General features: G+C 70.3%; 15 protein-coding genes. 8 read left to right on the forward strand and 7 right to left on the reverse strand.

The annotated features are described in order from the left end of the window. A partial coding sequence (gene crcB, locus ACFU53_RS39570; protein ID WP_384004158.1) for a fluoride efflux transporter CrcB occupies positions 1-650 on the reverse strand: 650 nt, incomplete at its 3' end. 374 nt (positions 651-1,024) lie between these two features. Beyond that, complete coding sequence (locus ACFU53_RS39575) at positions 1,025-2,011, reverse strand: SMP-30/gluconolactonase/LRE family protein (RefSeq protein ID WP_384004130.1); 987 nt, start codon at positions 2,009-2,011, stop codon at positions 1,025-1,027. Positions 2,012-2,123: 112 nt separating this feature from the next. On the opposite strand from ACFU53_RS39575, the gene ACFU53_RS39580 reads away from it, so the two are divergent. Then, positions 2,124-2,957 (forward strand): hypothetical protein, encoded by an 834-nt coding sequence (locus ACFU53_RS39580; RefSeq protein ID WP_384004132.1) that lies wholly within the window; start codon positions 2,124-2,126, stop codon positions 2,955-2,957. 46 nt (positions 2,958-3,003) lie between these two features. Here ACFU53_RS39580 and ACFU53_RS39585 read toward each other — a convergent pair whose 3' ends face one another. Together ACFU53_RS39585 and ACFU53_RS39590 are read right to left on the reverse strand one after the other, a co-directional pair. After that, the gene (locus ACFU53_RS39585) at positions 3,004-4,572 is read right to left on the reverse strand and encodes an arabinogalactan endo-beta-1,4-galactanase (protein ID WP_384004134.1); all 1,569 of its coding nucleotides are present in this window, start codon (positions 4,570-4,572) and stop codon (positions 3,004-3,006) included. A 314-nt stretch (positions 4,573-4,886) separates the two neighbouring features. After that, complete coding sequence (locus ACFU53_RS39590) at positions 4,887-6,908, reverse strand: beta-galactosidase (RefSeq protein ID WP_384004136.1); 2,022 nt, start codon at positions 6,906-6,908, stop codon at positions 4,887-4,889. 186 nt (positions 6,909-7,094) lie between these two features. On the opposite strand from ACFU53_RS39590, the gene ACFU53_RS39595 reads away from it, so the two are divergent. The 5 genes from ACFU53_RS39595 (at position 7,095) to ACFU53_RS39615 (ending at position 12,327) form a co-directional block, all read left to right on the forward strand. After that, the gene (locus tag ACFU53_RS39595) at positions 7,095-8,417 is read left to right on the forward strand and encodes an extracellular solute-binding protein (protein ID WP_384004138.1); all 1,323 of its coding nucleotides are present in this window, start codon (positions 7,095-7,097) and stop codon (positions 8,415-8,417) included. Next, complete coding sequence (locus ACFU53_RS39600; RefSeq protein WP_384004140.1) at positions 8,414-9,349, forward strand: carbohydrate ABC transporter permease; 936 nt, start codon at positions 8,414-8,416, stop codon at positions 9,347-9,349. Before ACFU53_RS39595 ends, ACFU53_RS39600 begins: the two co-directional genes overlap by 4 nt. Continuing rightward, positions 9,346-10,251, forward strand: a complete 906-nt coding sequence (locus ACFU53_RS39605) for a carbohydrate ABC transporter permease (RefSeq protein ID WP_384004142.1) — start codon at positions 9,346-9,348, stop codon at positions 10,249-10,251. The genes ACFU53_RS39600 and ACFU53_RS39605 overlap by 4 nt, the downstream gene beginning before the upstream one ends. Next, a complete protein-coding gene (locus tag ACFU53_RS39610) occupies positions 10,248-11,279 on the forward strand; it encodes a LacI family DNA-binding transcriptional regulator (protein ID WP_384004144.1) in 1,032 nt (343 codons plus the stop codon). The genes ACFU53_RS39605 and ACFU53_RS39610 overlap by 4 nt, the downstream gene beginning before the upstream one ends. A 247-nt stretch (positions 11,280-11,526) precedes the next feature. Next, a complete protein-coding gene (locus ACFU53_RS39615) occupies positions 11,527-12,327 on the forward strand; it encodes a VOC family protein (protein ID WP_384004146.1) in 801 nt (266 codons plus the stop codon). A gap of 12 nt (positions 12,328-12,339) precedes the next feature. Here ACFU53_RS39615 and ACFU53_RS39620 read toward each other — a convergent pair whose 3' ends face one another. The 3 genes from ACFU53_RS39620 to ACFU53_RS39630 all read right to left on the reverse strand — a co-directional run bounded on the left by ACFU53_RS39620 (position 12,340) and on the right by ACFU53_RS39630 (position 15,622). Next, positions 12,340-12,858, reverse strand: coding sequence for a hypothetical protein (locus tag ACFU53_RS39620; protein ID WP_384004148.1), 519 nt, complete (start codon positions 12,856-12,858; stop codon positions 12,340-12,342). Positions 12,859-12,983: 125 nt separating this feature from the next. Continuing rightward, positions 12,984-15,125, reverse strand: a complete 2,142-nt coding sequence (gene glgX / locus ACFU53_RS39625; protein WP_384004150.1) for a glycogen debranching protein GlgX — start codon at positions 15,123-15,125, stop codon at positions 12,984-12,986. Further along, positions 15,107-15,622, reverse strand: coding sequence for a pep a2 (locus ACFU53_RS39630; RefSeq protein ID WP_384004152.1), 516 nt, complete (start codon positions 15,620-15,622; stop codon positions 15,107-15,109). Before ACFU53_RS39630 ends, glgX begins: the two co-directional genes overlap by 19 nt. A gap of 263 nt (positions 15,623-15,885) precedes the next feature. On the opposite strand from ACFU53_RS39630, the gene ACFU53_RS39635 reads away from it, so the two are divergent. Then, positions 15,886-16,236 carry a DUF5133 domain-containing protein gene (locus tag ACFU53_RS39635; RefSeq protein WP_384004154.1) on the forward strand — a complete coding sequence of 117 codons (351 nt, stop codon included), beginning with the start codon at positions 15,886-15,888 and terminating at the stop codon, positions 16,234-16,236. Positions 16,237-16,298: 62 nt separating this feature from the next. Then, on the forward strand, positions 16,299-16,878 hold a 580-nt coding region (locus ACFU53_RS39640), incomplete at its 3' end, for a maltotransferase domain-containing protein (RefSeq protein ID WP_384004156.1).

The following is a 16,878-nucleotide window of genomic DNA, read 5'->3' on the forward strand; positions in this document are numbered from 1 at the left end:
CCCGTCTGCCGTGGTTCGGTCGGACCCGTCTGCCGTGGTTCGGTCGGACCCGTCTGCCGTGGTTCGGTCGGACCCGTCTGCCGTGGTTCGGTCGGGCCGGTCCGCAGAGCCAGGTGGGCCGTCGTCGCCGCGAGCCAGACCGCCGTGAGGGCGGCGAGGAGGGTGGCGGCGAGGTAGGCGAGGGCGGTGGTGGGGCGGCCCTCCTCCATGAGCCGCTGGATGTCGACTGCGTACGTCGAGAACGTGGTGAAGCCACCGAGTACTCCGGTGCCGAAGAAGGGCCGGACCAGGCGATGGGCCGCCCATCTCTCCGTGATCGCGATCATGAAGAGGCCGATCACGAAGCAGCCGACGACGTTCACCCAGAACGTGGTCCAGGGGAAGCCGGCGGTCCCTGTGGGCCAGATCAGCGCCGCGCCGTAGCGGGCCGCCGCCCCGATGCCACCACCGATCGCGACGACCGCGACCACGGGGGCCTGGCCGTGCCAGGGGGCGGGCCGGGGTGGGTCGGCGACGGGGGCGTCGGGGGATTGCAGGGATTCGGACCCGCCGGAGGGTCGCAGGTGTTCAGACCTGCCGGAGGGTTGCAGGGATCCGCACCCGGAGGGGGATTGCGGGGGTTCGGCCCCGTCGGAGGAGGGAACTCTCAGGGGTTCGGGCCCGTCGGGGTGCGGGACTGGCATGGGCGTGCGTCTCCTACTCGCCGGGGCCCGGGCGTCCGCCGGGCGCGCTCCGTCGCAAGCAGGGACCGTTGTCGGCACCGGTGCCGCGGTTCGGGTACGGCGGGCCCCACCGCCGCGCCGCGAGCAGATCGCGGCCGGTCAACAGCGTAACGCGGCCGCCGTCCGCGCCGCACTCGGCCGGTGCGGAGCGTGGACCCGCGGCTGGGCTTCGCCGCACCGGACCGTGGCCAGGCCCAGCCAGGCTTAGCCTCTGACCGACTCCGGGATGTCTCAACCGGCCTTTCCCCGGCCCCCGAGGCCCGCCCGCCCTGGGCCTGGGCCGGCCCGACACCGCCTCCGCCTCAGCCCACCTTCTCCGGCAGCTCGCACACCGCGACCCCCCGCTCCCACAGGCTGCCCAGGATCAGCCGACCGTCGGCAACGCAGGCACTCGTGACCATGCGGAAGCGGGAACGGTGATCGACGAGGGTATGGACGACGTGGCCCTCGTCGTCGACCGCGACGATCCCGGCGAACCCGAGTGGCCGGAACGGTGCCCGTACCGCGACCCGGCTCGCGGCGCGGCGCACGGCCGGGTTGGCGCGGTGCAGGCGGTCGAGGGCGCCGATGCGCGGGCCGGCCAACGCCACCCACACCAGTCCGTCGGGGGCGCGCCACATGTTGTCGGGCGTGCCCGGCAGGTCCTCGACGAAGGGCTCGCTCGTGCCGGCCTTCACCCCGGTGAGGTGGACGCGGGTCAGCCGGCGCGCGCCGGTCTCCGCCAGCACGAGGAACGACTCGTCGGCGGAGGGGGCGAGGCCGTTGGCGAACTGGAGCCCCCTCAGGACGACTTCGGGCGATTTCTCCCCCGGGGCGAGACGCAACAGCCGCCCGGTCCCGGTGTGTTCGACGATGTCGCCGATCCACTGCTCCAGGGGGTAGCGGCGGCTGGAGACCGTGAAGTAGACCGTCCCGTCGGAAAGCGCGACGACATTGCTGCAGAACCGCAGCGGCTCGCCCTCGGCTTCGTCGGCGAGCACTCGCACGGTGCCGTCGTCGGTCGTGACCCGCAACAGCCCCCGCTCGGCGTCGCACACCAACAGGTCGCCGTCCGGCAGGAGTTCGAGACCCAGCGGCCTGCCGCCGGTGTCGGCGAGCGTCTCGACCCGGGCCCGCTCCGGCTCCGCCAGCCCGTCCACCCGCAGGACGCGTCCGTCCTCGACGCCGGTCAGCACCCGCCCGCGCCCGTCCACGATCACATCCTCGGGCCCGCGCCCGCCGATCCCGACGAACGCCCGTGGTACGAGTCCGGCACCTCGTGAGTCCGCCCTGCCCGCTGCGCCCGTCATGTCCGCCTCCCGGTCGTCCGCCCGATACCCGCGCCGGTCCATCCTGGCAGGGAGCCGGGCCGCCCCTCGTGACCTCGGGTTAAGTTGGCCGTCACCGACTAGGGAGACCGCCGTGCCCGCCCGCCCCAGCCTGCTGTACGTCACCGACCTCACCTACCCGGCCCGTGGGCGGCGCTACTGCGACGAGGACATCTTCCTCACCTCCAGGCTGCGCACGGACTTCGACCTCGCCCTGTGCAACCCGCTGGACGCGGCGGCCCTGATGGACGGCTTCGACGCGGTCGTGGTCCGCAACAGCGGGCCAGTCCTGCACTACCAGGAGGCGTACGACGCCTTCCGCGAGCGGGCGACGGCGCTCGGCACCCCCGTCTACAACCCGCTGACCGGCCGGGCCGACATGATCGGCAAGGAGTACCTGCTGGACCTCACCGAGGCCGGCTACCCGGTCATCCCCACCATCGACCGGCCCGAGGACCAGGGACGGCTGCCCGAGACCGTGTCATACGCGGTCAAGCCGAAGGCCGGCGCGGACTCCATCGGTCTGCGCTTCGTGACGGGCGCCGAACTGGCGGACCTGACCTGGGGTGACGTCCTGGTACAGCCACGCGTCGACTTCCACTACGAGGTGTCCTTCTACTACGTCGACGACACCTTCCAGTACGGCCTCCACGCGCCCGACCCCGACCGGCGCTGGGTTCTGGAGCCCTACGAGGCCTCGGAGGCCGACCTCGACTTCGCCCAACGTTTCATCGACTGGAACACCCTCGAGCACGGCGTTCAACGGGTGGACGCCTGCCGCACCCAGGACGGCGCCCTCCTGCTGGTCGAGCTGGAGGACCTCAACCCGTATCTCTCTCTGGACCGGGTGCCCGAGCCGGTCCAGGACGCCTTCGTCGCCGCCATGGTCGGCTCACTGCACAGCTTTTTGAACACTGTCGGCCGCTGAACAGCCGAAGGGGCCGCACGCCGGAACGTACGGCCCCCTTGGAACGCTAGCGGTGGCTGAACCACGCCATCGCCGGAAGCGCCCTGTCGTCATAGCCGAACAGCGCCTGGTTCTCCCAGCCGTTGCCGGAGGACGAGTCGGTCGGGTCCCAGCCGTTGCCGGTGCGCGCGGTCCAGGTCGACTCCCAGTAGAAGATTCCGAGGCCGCGGCCGTTCGGGACGGCCTCGACGATGCTCGCGACGTCCTTCATCCACCGGGTCTGACCGGCGGTCGTGGCCGGGTAGCCGGACACCAGCTCACTCGACAGGTCGATGATGTTCTCGTGCGAGTCCTCGCTGTCCAGCCGGAACGGGTAGGCCGTCTCGGCGAGGAACACCGGCTTGGAGTAGCGGGTGGCCGCGTCGTCCAACGTGGTCTGGAAGTCGGCGAGAGTGCCGTGCCAGTAGCCGTAGTACGACAGGCCGATGACGTCGAACTTCACGCCGTTCGAGACCGCGCTGTCGAACCACCAGCGGGTGCCCGACAGGTCACCGCCCTTGGCAAGGTGCAGCGCCACCTGGGTGGAGGAGTTGACCGCCTTGACCGCGTCGTAGCCGGAGTTGAGCAGACCGGCGAGCTGCGACCAGTTGGAGGTGGAGCCGGCGGACCACAGCATGCCGCCGTTGATCTCGTTGCCGACCTGGACCATGTCGGCGGTGGTGCCCTGCGACTTGAGGGCGTTGAGGACGTCGTAGGTGTGGTTGTAGACGTCCGTCTTCAGCTGGCTGTAGGAGTGGCCGGTCCAGGTGGACGGCACTGTCTGGGCGCCCGGATCGGCCCAGGTGTCCGAGTAGTGGAAGTCGACCAGCAGCTTCATGCCCTGCGCCTTGACGCGCTTGGCGGCGGCCAGCACGCGCGTCTTGTTGTTGTAGCCGTCGGCGGGGTTCACCCAGACCTTGACGCGCGCGTAGTTCTGCCCGGCGTTCTTGAGGATGGCGAGCGCGTCACCGGTGGTGCCGGAGCTGTTCTTGTAGACGCCGCCCTTGGCCTCGCTCTTGATGAGCGACGACACGTCGGAGCCCTTGACGGTCAGGCCCGTCGTACCGGACGCGAAGGTCAGGTCGTCGATGTTGATCCAGTTACCGGCGTTGGCGTCGGAGTTGACGCTGATCGTGCACTGGTTGTTCGTCACCGCGATCGAGGTGACGATCCGGATCCAGCCGCTGGAGGAGACCGGGATGTCGGTGCGCTGCTCGGCGCTGCCACAGTTCTTCAGCGCGAGGTACGCGGAGTTCTGGCCGCCGCCGGAGCGCACCCACGCGGTGAGCTTGTAGTTCCCGTTGGTCAGGCCGGACAGGTACTGGTAGGTCTCCACCTTGTAGGCCGAGGCCGAGTAGTGGGAGAGGCGGTAACTGCCGCCGTGGCCACCGGACTCGGTGAAGGAGGCGGAACTCTGCCCGGCCGCCGAGTACGTCGACCAGCCGGCCGGCGTCGCGGTCCCGGTGCCGTCGGACTCGAAGCCCCCGTTGGTGAGCGTGGAGGCGGCGGATGCCGAGCCGGCGGGCAGGGTGGTGAGCGCCAGGCCTGCGAACAGCGGTATCAGCAGGGCCCTGAGGGCGCGTCTCGCGTGGAACATCGTCGTCCCTTCGACAAGGACGGGGACCTTGGGTGAGCGGTGCTGGTGGCGGCGCCGCACCCGAAGGCCGTGGGCACGGCGCCGCCCTGACCGACCGGACGTCCCCAGAAATCCGGCCGGGGTCGGGGATGACCCGGGGCTGGGGGAACAGCCTCGGGCGGGTGCCCGGAGTCAGCGATCGACTCCGGGCGCATGGCCCGGAGTCGGTGTTCGGCTCCGGGCGAGTGACCCGGGGCTGGTGATCAGCCCCGGGCCGGGAGCGGCAGTCTTCACACATACGGCTCTGTGACTGGGCCGCCGCCCACATCCGGTGGTCAGGCGTCGAGGCGTACGACCCTGACGCCGCCGGCGGGTACGGCGAGGTGGCCCGCCGCGCGTTCGCCGGTGAGGAGTTCGGTGCCGTCGGTGTCGAGCGGCACCTTCGCGTCGAGCGCGGTGTGGTTGATCGCGAAGAGGAAGTCGCCCGACTCCCCCGCGCGGCGGACCACTTCGACGTCGCGCGGCAGGTCGGCGCGGGGCGCGATGCCCGCGTCGTCGGCGGCCCAGCCGAGCAGCGCGTCCAGGCCGTGCGCGTCCAGGCGGGTCGACACGTACCAGGCGGAGCCCTCGCCGAGCCGGTGCCGGGTGACGGCGGGCCGGTCGGCGGCGGGCCCGTCGGCGTACGTCCACACGGGCTCGGCGCCGCGCGGCACCACGAACTCCGTCCACACGTCACCGGTGAGTTCGGAGCCGTCGGGGCCGGTGATGCGGACGCTCTCCCCGCCGAGCAGCGGCGAGAACTCCTCGACGGTCAGGCCGAGCACGTCCCGCAGGGCGCCGGGGTACGGGCCCTCGTGGACGGCGTCGTGCTCGTCGACGATCCCGGAGAAGTAGGAGACGACGAGGGTGCCGCCGTTCTCGACGTACGCCTTGAGGTTGTTCCCCGCCGCTTCCGTCATCAGGTACAGCGCGGGGACGACGACAAGGGGATAGGCCGACAAGTCGGCTTCCGGGTGGGCGAAGTCGACCGTGAGGTGGCGGTCGTAGAGGGCCTCGTAGAAGGCGTCGGCGCGTTCGCGGGCCTCGTGGTCCTCGCTGGGACGCCAGGCGAGGTTCTGCGCCCACCAGGAGTGCCAGTCCCACAGGACGGCCACGTCGGCGACCGTCCGGCTGCCGCGGATCTGGCTGAGCGAGTCGAGGGAGGCGCCCAGTTCGACGACCTCGCGCCACACCCGGGAGTCGGTGCCGGCCTGCGGCAGCATCGCCGAGTGGAACTTCTCGGCGCCGCGCCGGGACTGCCGCCACTGGAAGAACATGGCGCCGTCGGAGCCACGGGCCACATGGGCGAGGGAGTTGCGGGCCATCTGCCCGGGGGCCTTGGCGGGGTTGCGGGTCTGCCAGTTGACGCCCGAGGTGGAGTGTTCCAGGAGCAGCCAGGGGGCGCCGCCGCCGACCGAGCGGGTGAGGTCGGCGGCCATCGCGAGGTTCACCTGGGTGCGGCGGCCGTCGGTGATCAGGTAGTGGTCGTTGGTGACGAGGTCGACCTCGCGGCCCCAGGCCCAGTAGTCGAGGGAGTCGCACTGGCTGAGCGCGGTCATGAAGTTGGTGGTGACCGGGATGCCGGGCGCCAGGCGGTGCAGGATGTCCCGCTCCATCACGAAGTTCTCGCGGATGGTCTCGTCGGCGAACCGCTTGTAGTCGAGGGCCTGGCCCGGGTTGCCGACCGTGGGGGCCACGCGCGGTGGGTTGATCTGCGCGAAGTCGGTGTAGTGCTGACCCCAGAAGGCGGTGCCCCAGGCCTCGTTGACCGCCTCGACCGTGCCGTACGTGCGCTCCAGCCAGCGGCGGAAGTGCGCGGCGCAGGAGTCGCAGTAGCAGGCGGAGACGGGGACGCCGTACTCGTTGTGCACGTGCCACAGGGCGAGCGCCGGGTGGCCGGCGTAGCGCTCGGCGAGCTGGGTGGTGATGTTCGCGGCGGCGGCCCGGTAGTCGGCGTTGCTGTGGCAGACGGCGCCGCGCGAGCCGAACTCGTAGCGGGTGCCGTCGGCAGCCACGGGCAGCGCCTCGGGGTGCTCGCGGTAGAACCACACGGGCGGGACGACGGTGGGGGTGCCGAGGTCGGCGCGGATGCCGTTCTCGTGCAGCAGGTCGAGCAGGCGGTCGAGCCAGGCGAAGTCGTACACCCCGCGCCCGGTCTCCAGCAGGGCCCAGGAGAAGATGCCGACACTCACCATCGTGACGCCGGCCTCGCGCATCAGCCGGACGTCCTCGTGCCAGACGGTTTCCGGCCACTGCTCGGGGTTGTAGTCCCCACCGAAGGCGAGCCTGGTGAGGCCCGTGGGGGTGGTCTCCGGCATGGATCTCTCCTGTTGAGTCGATCATTTGGGAACGTGCACACACAGCGGCGGGCGGTGCGAGCCCAACATAACCGCACAGCAACAACCATTGACAAGTGTCCGGGATGTTTCTCTACTGTGAACGCTCACAGAAGCATGGCACGGTCTTCGCAGCAGACGAGGACCCAGGTCAGGGGAGAAACATCCATGCCCAACATCACGAAGCACCGGCGCTTTGTGGCCACTGCCGTCGCCGTCACGCTCGGCGCCACCACACTTGCCGCCTGTGGCGGGTCCGACGACGACAGCGAGGACCGGTCGGGGCCGGCGAAGCTGACGTACTGGACCTGGACGCCGGGCATGGACAAGGTCGTGGACCTGTGGAACAAGGGTCCCGGCAAGGAGCAGCAGATCACCGTCACGGTGAAGAAGCAGGCGTCCGGCGACACCCTCGTCACCAAGATCCTCACCGCGCACAAGGCGGGCAAGGGCCCGGACCTGGTGCAGGCCGAGTACCAGGCGCTGCCGACGCTGGTCAGCAATGACGCGGTCGCCGACATAGCGAGCGAGGCGGGCGACGCGAAGGGCAAGTTCGCCGACGGTGTGTGGCAGCAGACCACGCTGGGCTCGGACGCCGTCTACGCGATCCCGCAGGACATCGGGCCGATGATGTTCTACTACCGCGAGGACCTCTTCAAGAAGTACGACCTCACGGTTCCCAAGACCTGGGACGAGTTCGCCGAGACCGCGCGGAAACTCAAGAAGGAGGACGCGGACGTCGACCTCACGACCTTCTCCGCGAACGACTCCGGTCTCTTCGCCGGTCTCGCCCAGCAGGCGGGCGCCGAGTGGTGGACCACCGAGGGCCAGCAGTGGAAGGTCGGCATCGACGACGCGGCGACGCAGCGGGTCGCCGACTTCTGGGGCGGCCTGGTCAAGGAGGGCGCCGTCGACAACCAGCCGATGTACACCCCGGCCTGGAACAAGGCGCTCAACACCGGCAAGCAGATCGCGTGGGTCAGCGCCGTGTGGGCGCCGGGCACGCTGACCACCGCCGCGCCGGACACCCAGGGCAAGTGGAAGGTGGCGCCGCTGCCGCAGTGGTCGTCGTCCGAGAACACCACCGGCAGCTGGGGCGGCTCCTCGACCGCCGTCACCACGGACTCGAAGAACAAGGGCGCCGCCGCGAAGTTCGCCACCTGGCTGAACACGGACCCCGACGCGTTGACCGCGCTGGCGAAGGAGGGCGGCATCTACCCGGCCGCCACCACCGCGCAGACCAGTGACGCGTTCGCCGAGCCGCCGGCCTTCTTCTCCAACCAGGCGGACTTCTACACCACGGCCTCCGAGATCGCGAAGACCACGGCGCCCTCCGCGTGGGGCCCGAACGTGAACGTCGCGTACACCACCTTCAAGGACGCGTTCGGCGCCGCCGCCAAGAACAAGTCGGACTTCGGTGCCGCCCTGAAGACGATGCAGGACGACACGGTCGCCGACATGAAGAAGCAGGGCTTCGAGGTCGCGGAGTGACCAGCGCACGCCGGAGGTCGTACGGGGTCAAGGGGGCCCCGTACGCCTTCCTCCTCCCCGCGACGATCCTCTTCGCCCTCTTCTTCGCGCTCCCGATCGGCTACGCGGTCTGGCTCAGCCTGCACAAGGTGCAGGTCAAGGGCCTGGGCCTCGGCTCAGGAGCGCGGCAGGAGGTGTGGGCGGGCGTCGAGAACTACACGGACGCGCTGACCGACTCCGAGCTGCTGGACGGCGCGCTGCGCGTGCTCGGCTACGGCGCGATCGTGGTCCCGGTGATGCTCGGTCTGGCGCTGGTCTTCGCACTGATGCTGGACAGCGACAAGATGAAGCTGGCCCCCTTCACCCGGCTGGCGATCTTCCTGCCGTACGCCGTCCCGGGCGTCGTGGCGGCCCTGCTCTGGGGATTCCTCTACCTCCCGGACGTCAGCCCCTTCTACTTCGTCCTGGAGAGGCTGGGGCTCCCGCAGCCGGACCTGCTGGACGGCGGCGGCCTGTACGCGGCGCTGTCGAACATCGCGATCTGGGGCGGCACCGGCTTCAACATGATCGTCATCTACACCTCGCTGCAGGCGATCCCCGCCGAGGTGCACGAGGCGGCGAAGCTGGACGGCGCGACGCCGCTGCAGATCGCCCTGAGGATCAAGATCCCGATGGTCGCGCCCTCGCTGGTGCTGACCTTCTTCTTCTCGATCATCGCCACGCTCCAGGTGTTCAGCGAACCGACCACCCTCAAGCCCCTCACCAACTCCGTGTCTACGACGTGGAGTCCGCTGATGAAGGTGTACCGGGACGCGTTCGGCGAGGGCGACATCTACTCGGCTGCCGCCGGTGCGGTGATCATCGCCGTGGCCACGCTGGTCCTGTCCTTCGGCTTCCTGAGGGCCGCGAACTCACGGAACAAGCGGGACGACAGTCAAGGAGCCGTACGATGAGTTCTCTTGCCGTCCGCAAGACCGCCCCGGCGGCAGGCGCCACACCCAACGCCGCCCAGGGACCGCCGCTGCGCCGCCGGATCGCCCTCGTCCCGACGCTCACCCTGCTGCTGGGCGCGATCTACTGTCTGCTCCCCGTCGCCTGGGTGCTGATCGCGGCCACCAAGTCGGGCAGCGAACTGTTCTCCACGTTCACGTTCCTGCCGGGCAGTGGCTTCGCGGACAACCTGTCCGACCTGAACGCCTACCGCGACGGCATCTACTGGCAGTGGATGGGCAACTCCGCCCTCTACGCCGGCCTCGGCGCCCTCCTGTCGACGGCCGTCTCCGCGGTCAGCGGCTACGCGCTGGCCATCTACCGCTTCAAGGGCCGCGAGGCCGTCTTCAACGTCCTGATGGCGGGCGTGCTGATGCCGCCGGTGATCCTCGCGATCCCGCAGTACCTGCTGATGGCGAAGGCGGACCTGGCGGACAGCTACTGGTCGGTACTGCTGCCGCTGATCCTCTCCCCGTACGGCGTGTACCTGTCCCGGATCTACGCCGCTGCCGCCGTCCCGGCCGACGTGGTCGAGGCCGGCCGGATGGACGGGGCGAGCGAGTGGCGGATCTTCACCCGGATCGCGCTGCCGATGATGGTGCCGGGTCTGGTGACGGTCTTCCTGTTCCAGTTCGTGGCCGTCTGGAACAACTTTCTGCTGCCGTACATCATGCTCAGCGACGACGAGAAGTTCCCGATCACCCTGGGCCTGTTCACGCTCCTCGAACAGGGCGCGAACACCCCGGCGCTCTACACCCTGGTGATCACGGGTGCGCTGCTCGCGGTGATCCCGCTGATCGCGCTCTTCCTGGTCATCCAGCGGTTCTGGAGCCTCGACCTGCTCTCCGGGGCCGTAAAGTCATGACCATGAGCAACACGGGGGGCAGGCGCAAGCCGCCGACCATTCACGACGTGGCGCGCGAGGCTGGAGTCTCCAGGGGAACGGTCTCACGCGTGCTCAACGGCGGTCACTACGTCAGCCCGACGGCCGCCGAGGCGGTCAACGCCGCGATCCGCAGGACGGGTTATGTCGTGAACCGGCACGCCCGCTCGCTGATCACGGGACGCTCCGACTCGATCGGCTTCCTGCTGACGGAACCGCAGGAGAAGCTGTTCGAGGACCCCAACTTCAACGTCCTGCTGCGCGGTTGCACGCAGGCGCTGGCCGCGCACGACATCCCCCTGCTGCTCATGGTGGCCGGCACGGAGGACGAGCGGCGGCGGATCACGCGGTACATCACGGCGGGCCACGTCGACGGGGTGCTGCTGGTGTCCAGCCACTCCGGGAACCCGGTCGCCCAGGAACTCCGCGAGGCGGGGATTCCCCTCGTCCAGTGCGGCAAGCCCATGGCGCCCGGCTCCAAGGTGAGTTACGTGGCCGCCGACGACCGGGACGGCGCCCGTGACATGGTGCGCCATCTGCTGTCGCTGGGCCGTCGCCGCATCGGCGTCGTGACCGGCCCGCTGGACACCCCCGGCGGTGTGGACCGGCTCGCCGGCTACAAGGAGGTGCTCGGGGAGGCGGGCGTCGAGATCGAGGAACGGCTCATCGTCTCCGGCGACTACAGCCGGGCCGGCGGCGAGGCGGGCACCGAACGTCTGCTGGCGCAGGCACCCGACATGGACGCCGTGTTCGTGGCCTCCGACCTGATGGCGCAGGGCGCCCTGGCGGCGCTGCGCCGGGCGGGCCGCCGGGTCCCCGAGGACGTGTCCGTGGGCGGCTTCGACGACTCGGCCGCGGCGACGGAGGCCGTTCCCGCCCTCACGACGATCCGCCAGCCCTACGACCGCATCAGCAACGAGATGGTGCGGGTCCTGCTGGCCCAGATCGGCGGCGAGGACCCGGCGGCGGTGATCCTGCCGACGGAGTTGGTGCGGCGGGAGTCGACCTGACCCGCCACCCGGCATGACCGTCGGCCGGTCCGCCCAAGTGAAACAGCTCGGCCAAGGGCGGCATCGAACGGCTTCGGCGTAATGGCACACGGCGATCGGTCATCACCAGAACGGTCGTCCGAGGTTTGCGTCACAACCGGGGTCGGAGCGCCGCGCGGGGGTACTCGGCGGGCGCCGGCCCCGGTTTCGGTTGGACACTGGAGTGCGGCCGGTGTGTGCCGGTGGACGAGACCAGGACGCGACTGCCATGAACAGCGACACGAAACCCAGGGGCGCGACGAACGTCGTGTCCACACATTCCGTGTTCGGGGCCCCCTGCTGGGTGAGCCTCACCAGCCGGGACCTGCCGGCCACGGAGAACTTCTACGCGGCCGTGCTGGGCTGGCGATGGCGCACGGCCAAGCTCGGCGATCACTTCCGGATCGCGTTGGCGGACGGTGTGCCGGTCGCCGGGATCGCCGGGGTGGCGACCCTGTGGCAGATGGCGGTCGCGTGGACCCCCTACTTCGCCGTGTCCGACGCGGACGCGGCGGCGTCCCGGGCCAGGGAGCGCGGCGGCACGGTCGCGGTCGGCCCCCTCTCCTTCCCGCCCGGACGGGCCGCCCTGCTGGCGGACCGGCATGGGGCCACTTTCGGAATCTGGGAGGGCGAACTGTTCACGGACTGGGAGACCTGGCGCCGAGCCGCCCCGGCCTTCGTCAGGCTCCACACCCGGGACGCCTTCGACGCAGCCATCTTCTACGGCGAGGTCCTGGAGTGGGCCTCCGAGAAGCCCGGCTGTTGCGAAGTCCACTACGAGGCGAACGAGGTCGTCCTCCGCAGCCAGGGCCGGGTCATGGCCCGGATCACCTCCGGGGCACTGGAGGCTGCACCCGACCCCACGATCCGGCCCCACTGGCAGATCCACTTCTCGGTCTCCGACGTGGCGGCCCGCGTCGAGGCCGCGCAGCACCACGGCGGAACCGTCCTCGTACAGGGCGCGGACGAGGCGGTGCTGCGCGATCCGGACGGCGCCCAGTTCACGATCACCTCACGCCGCGAGCGCTGACCACCACGACGACTACCGGGCGGCAGGCTGCCGTACGGACGAGTAGAGGTACTGCTTCGCCCCCAGCGGCTGGTCCGCGACGTGCCCGCGCCACAACAGCAGACCGTGACGCCGCTCCCAGCGAGCGGCGTACGCCCCCCTGACGACCCTGTCCGGCACGGGCACCAACGGCCAGTAGGCGACCAGAGGCTCCCACGCCAGGGCGATGACCAGGCACGTGACCACAGTGAAGCCGACGAAACCCACGTCGAAACTGCGGCGGAGGGAATCCTGCGGCGTGGGCAGTACCGAGTCCGGATCCGCCAGGGGAAGCGCGGCCTCGTAGTCGCGTATCTCACCGCCCAGCCGGCGGACGGTGCAGGACAGCAGTCCGAACACCGCCAGGAACGCCATGAGCGGCACGCCCACCTGCCAGAAGCCGGCCGACGGCTTCGACAGATCGCGCAACACGAGTACGGCAGGCACGGTCACGGCCATGGCGGCCGCCGCCTCGGCGACCGTGATCAGCTGGTGGTGGACATATCTGACCACGACTCTCCCCCTCGGTACCCGCCTCCCCCGGGCCGGGTGCCGGGCCCACTATGCACACGCTTTCGGCCACGACAAACGGCCTCCCCGGGGTGCACCCGTACTGTCGGCCGACGTTCGCCTCCCGTTCACACGGCCCGGGAGGGCCGGGACAGCAACACCAGGCCACGGGCTTCGACGAGGACCTCCGCGCCCGCCTTGTGCTCGGACTCGTCCGGGACACCGTCCGGCTCCGCGGCCGTGTCGATGAGGGTCGTCCAGCGCTCGCCGTACGCGGTGCCGGGCAGACGGAAGACCATCGGCTCCCAGTGGCTGTTCAGCAGCAGCAGGAAGGAGTCGTCGACGACCGGGCCGCCGTAGGCGTCGGGTTCGGCGATGGCGTCGCCGTTGAGGAAGACGGCCACGGAGTGGGCGTCGGAGCGCTCCCAGGCGGCGTCGGTCATCTCCTCGGCGTCGGGCAGCAGCCAGACCAGGTCGGGGAGCGGCTGGTCCGCGCGGGTCGGCGTGTCGCCGCGGAAGAAGCGGCGGCGGCGCAGCACGGGGTGGGCGGCGCGCAGGGCGATGAGGTCGCGGGTGAACGCCAGCAGCGCGCGTCGTTCGTCGTCCAGCCGCCAGTCGAGCCACGACACCTCGCTGTCCTGGCAGTAGGCGTTGTTGTTGCCGCGCTGGGTGCGGCCCGACTCGTCTCCGTGGCAGAGCATGGGGATGCCCTGGGACAACAGCAGCGTGGCCAGGAGGTTGCGCTGCTGGCGGGCGCGGAGCGCACGGACGCGCGGGTCCCTGGTGGGGCCTTCCGCTCCGCAGTTCCAGGAACGGTTGACGCTCTCGCCGTCCCGGTTGCCCTCGCCGTTGGCCTCGTTGTGCTTGTCGTTGTAGGAGACCAGGTCGCGCAGGGTGAAACCGTCGTGCGCGGTGACGAAGTTGACGCTCGCGCGCGGGCGGCGCCGACTGTGTTCGTACAGGTCGGAGGAGCCGGTCAGCCGGGAGGCGAACTCGCCGAGTGTGTGCGGGCGGCCGCGCCAGAAGTCACGTACGGCGTCCCGGTACTTGCCGTTCCACTCCGACCACAGCGGCGGGAAGTTGCCCACCTGGTAGCCGCCCTCGCCCACGTCCCACGGTTCCGCGATGAGCTTGACCCGGCTGATCACGGGGTCCTGCTGGATCAGGTCGAAGAACGCCGAGAGCCGGTCCACCTCGTGGAACTGCCGGGCCAGCGTGGCCGCCAGGTCGAAGCGGAAGCCGTCGACATGCATCTCGGTGACCCAGTACCGCAGCGAGTCCATGATCAGTTGGAGGACGTACGGGTGCCTCATCAGCAGGCTGTTGCCGGTGCCTGTGGTGTCGTAGTAGTGGCCCCAGTCACCGTCCACCAGACGGTAGTACGAGGTGTTGTCGATGCCCCGGAAGGAGAGGGTGGGGCCCTTCTCGTTGCCCTCGGCGGTGTGGTTGTAGACCACGTCGAGGATCACTTCGAGGCCGGCCGCGTGCAGCGCCTTGACCATCGCCTTGAACTCTGTGACCTGTTGGCCGCGGGTGCCGTGGGCGGCGTAGGCGTTGTGCGGCGCGAAGAAGCCGATGGTGTTGTAGCCCCAGTAGTTGGCCAGGCCCCGGTCCTGGAGGACGCCGTCCTGCACGAACTGGTGGACCGGCATCAGCTCGATCGCGGTCACCCCCAGCGAGGTGAGGTGCTCGACGACGGCGGGGTGGGCCAACCCCGCGTAGGTGCCCCGCAGTTCGGCGGGCACGTCGGGGTGGGTGCGGGTGAGACCGCGGACGTGCGCCTCGTAGATGACCGTGTCGGCGTACGGCCGCCGGGGCGGGCGGTCGTCCCCCCAGTCGAAGAACGGGTCGGTGACCACGCCGAGCATGGTGTGCCCGGCGCTGTCGGCGCCCGGTTCGCAGAGGGAGGGGTGGTTGTCCACCTGCCCGTCCACGGCCCTGGTGTACGGGTCCAGCAGAAGCTTCGCCGAATCGCAGCGGTGGCCGACGGCGGGGTCCCAGGGGCCGTGCACGCGGTAGCCGTAGCGCTGCCCCGGTCCGACGCCGGGGAGGTGCCCGTGCCAGACGAAGCCGTCGACCTCGGTGAGCGGGACGGAGCGGTGGGCGCCGTCGTCGTCCACGAGGACCAGGTCGACGCGTTCGGCGACCTCGCTGAACAGCGCGAAGTTGGTGCCGGTGCCGCCGAAGGACGCGCCCAGCGGGTAGGGGTGCCCGCTCCACACGGGCGCCCCTTTCCTGTTCGGCCGCACGGTCACCGCGCGGCTTCGCATGCGTCCGGCGCCTCGCCGCCGGGCGAACCGACGAGTACGGCGACGGGCATCTCGCGGGGCACCTGGAGCACTTCGCGCAGAGCAGGTTCGGGCACCGTCGGCACCAGGGGCACGCTCTGGTCGACCGGCGCCCGCTGGGTGAACCAGATGACCGTGCTGCCGGTGGCGGTCGAGCAACAGCCCCAGCCGTCGCTCAGCGCGGCGATACGGGTCAGGCAGGGGCGCAACTCCCGGTCCGGGCGCATCTCACGGTCGTTCGCACCCACCGCCGCGATGAGGTGCTGACCGTTCCACCACATCTCGATCGAGGTGTTCTTGTCCGTCGCGTGCTCCTCGATCGCGTGCAGGAGCAGTTCGGCGCTGTGGCAGACGGGCCCGACGAGGGTCTCCAAATCCCAGAACCGGAGGTGAGCGGACAGGATGCGCCTGACCTGTCCGACCCGTTCCGGAGTGACTTCCACGTCGAGGTGGTAGTAGCGAGGCACTGCGGTCTTCATCGTCGTTGGCTCCTCACCGGCGAAGCTCCCGCCCGAGCACGAGGCGTGAGCACCGATCACTTCTGAGTCAGCTCCAGAGTGGGAGGGCTACGCCATTCGTGCAACACGAGCGACTCCCGAGGTAGTTGAAGAACCAACAAGACGCCCGGTGGTTACCTGTGCACCATGAGTGAAGGCATCGGCTCCGTGAAGCTTCGATGCCCCTCCGCGCACGACCTCCCCCGGGAAGCGTGCTCCGCCGAGAGTGCCGGGAGGAACAGCACATGCTGCTGCCCGCCAAGAACGAGGTGGCCAGACATCTGCGGCGCTACCGCACCTGGGAACGCGTGATGCTCGCGTCCCCGTCCGACCGCGCGGCCCGGGACAACTTCGAGGACTCGGGCTACACGCTGTGTGTGCTGATGGGCAAGCGCTGCGCCCGTGAGGCCGTGACGGCCGCCGAGCGCTACCTCCAGACCAGCCTGCCCACCTACCTCCAGGAACAGACCGGCCACCTCAAGCAGGAGCAGACCGGCAAGACCCGCAAGGACCAGGCCCGCAAGGACCAGACCGGCAAGACCCGTTCCGCTCGACGTGGTCCGCAGTCCGGACGGCGTTTCACGGCAGGGCGGTAGGGACCCGTTCAGTATCCGTTCGGCCCAGCGCCGATCCACGAGCACGGCGGAGGTGACACCCCATGAGCCCGATCCCGGCCCCGGCCGTCGGCCGCGTCCCCGTCAGGGACGTCCGCCCGCTCGTCGAGTGCGGCAGGCGCCCCGCGAAGGCGGTGGTCGGCGAGACCTTCGAGGTCACCGCGACGCTCTTCCGGGAGGGGCACGGCGTGGTGGCCGCCAATGTCGTGCTCAAGGACCCGGAGGGCCGCCCGGCCCCGTGGACCCCGATGCGCGAACTCGCCCCCGGCACCGACCGCTGGGGCGCCTGCGTCACCCCCACCGCCGTCGGCCGATGGACGTACCGCGTGGAGGCCTGGAGCGACCCGATCGCCACCTGGCGCCACACCGCCCGCATCAAGATCCCGGCCGGCGTCGACCCCGGACTCGTCCTGGAGGAGGGCGCCGAACTGTACGCGCGCGCCGCCGCCGGCGTACCGGAGGGGGGCGGGCACACCGCCCTGCTGACCGCCGTCGGAAAACTCCGCGACGACACCCTTCCGGTCGCCGACCGTCTGGCGGCGGCGTTGGCGCCGGAGGTGGACGAGGTCCTGACCCGCCACCCCCTGCGCGAACTGGTCACCTCCAGCGAACCGTTGCCGCTGC

Source organism: Streptomyces sp. NPDC057474 (assembly GCF_042802555.1).
Classification (GTDB): Bacteria; Actinomycetota; Actinomycetes; order Streptomycetales; family Streptomycetaceae; genus Streptomyces.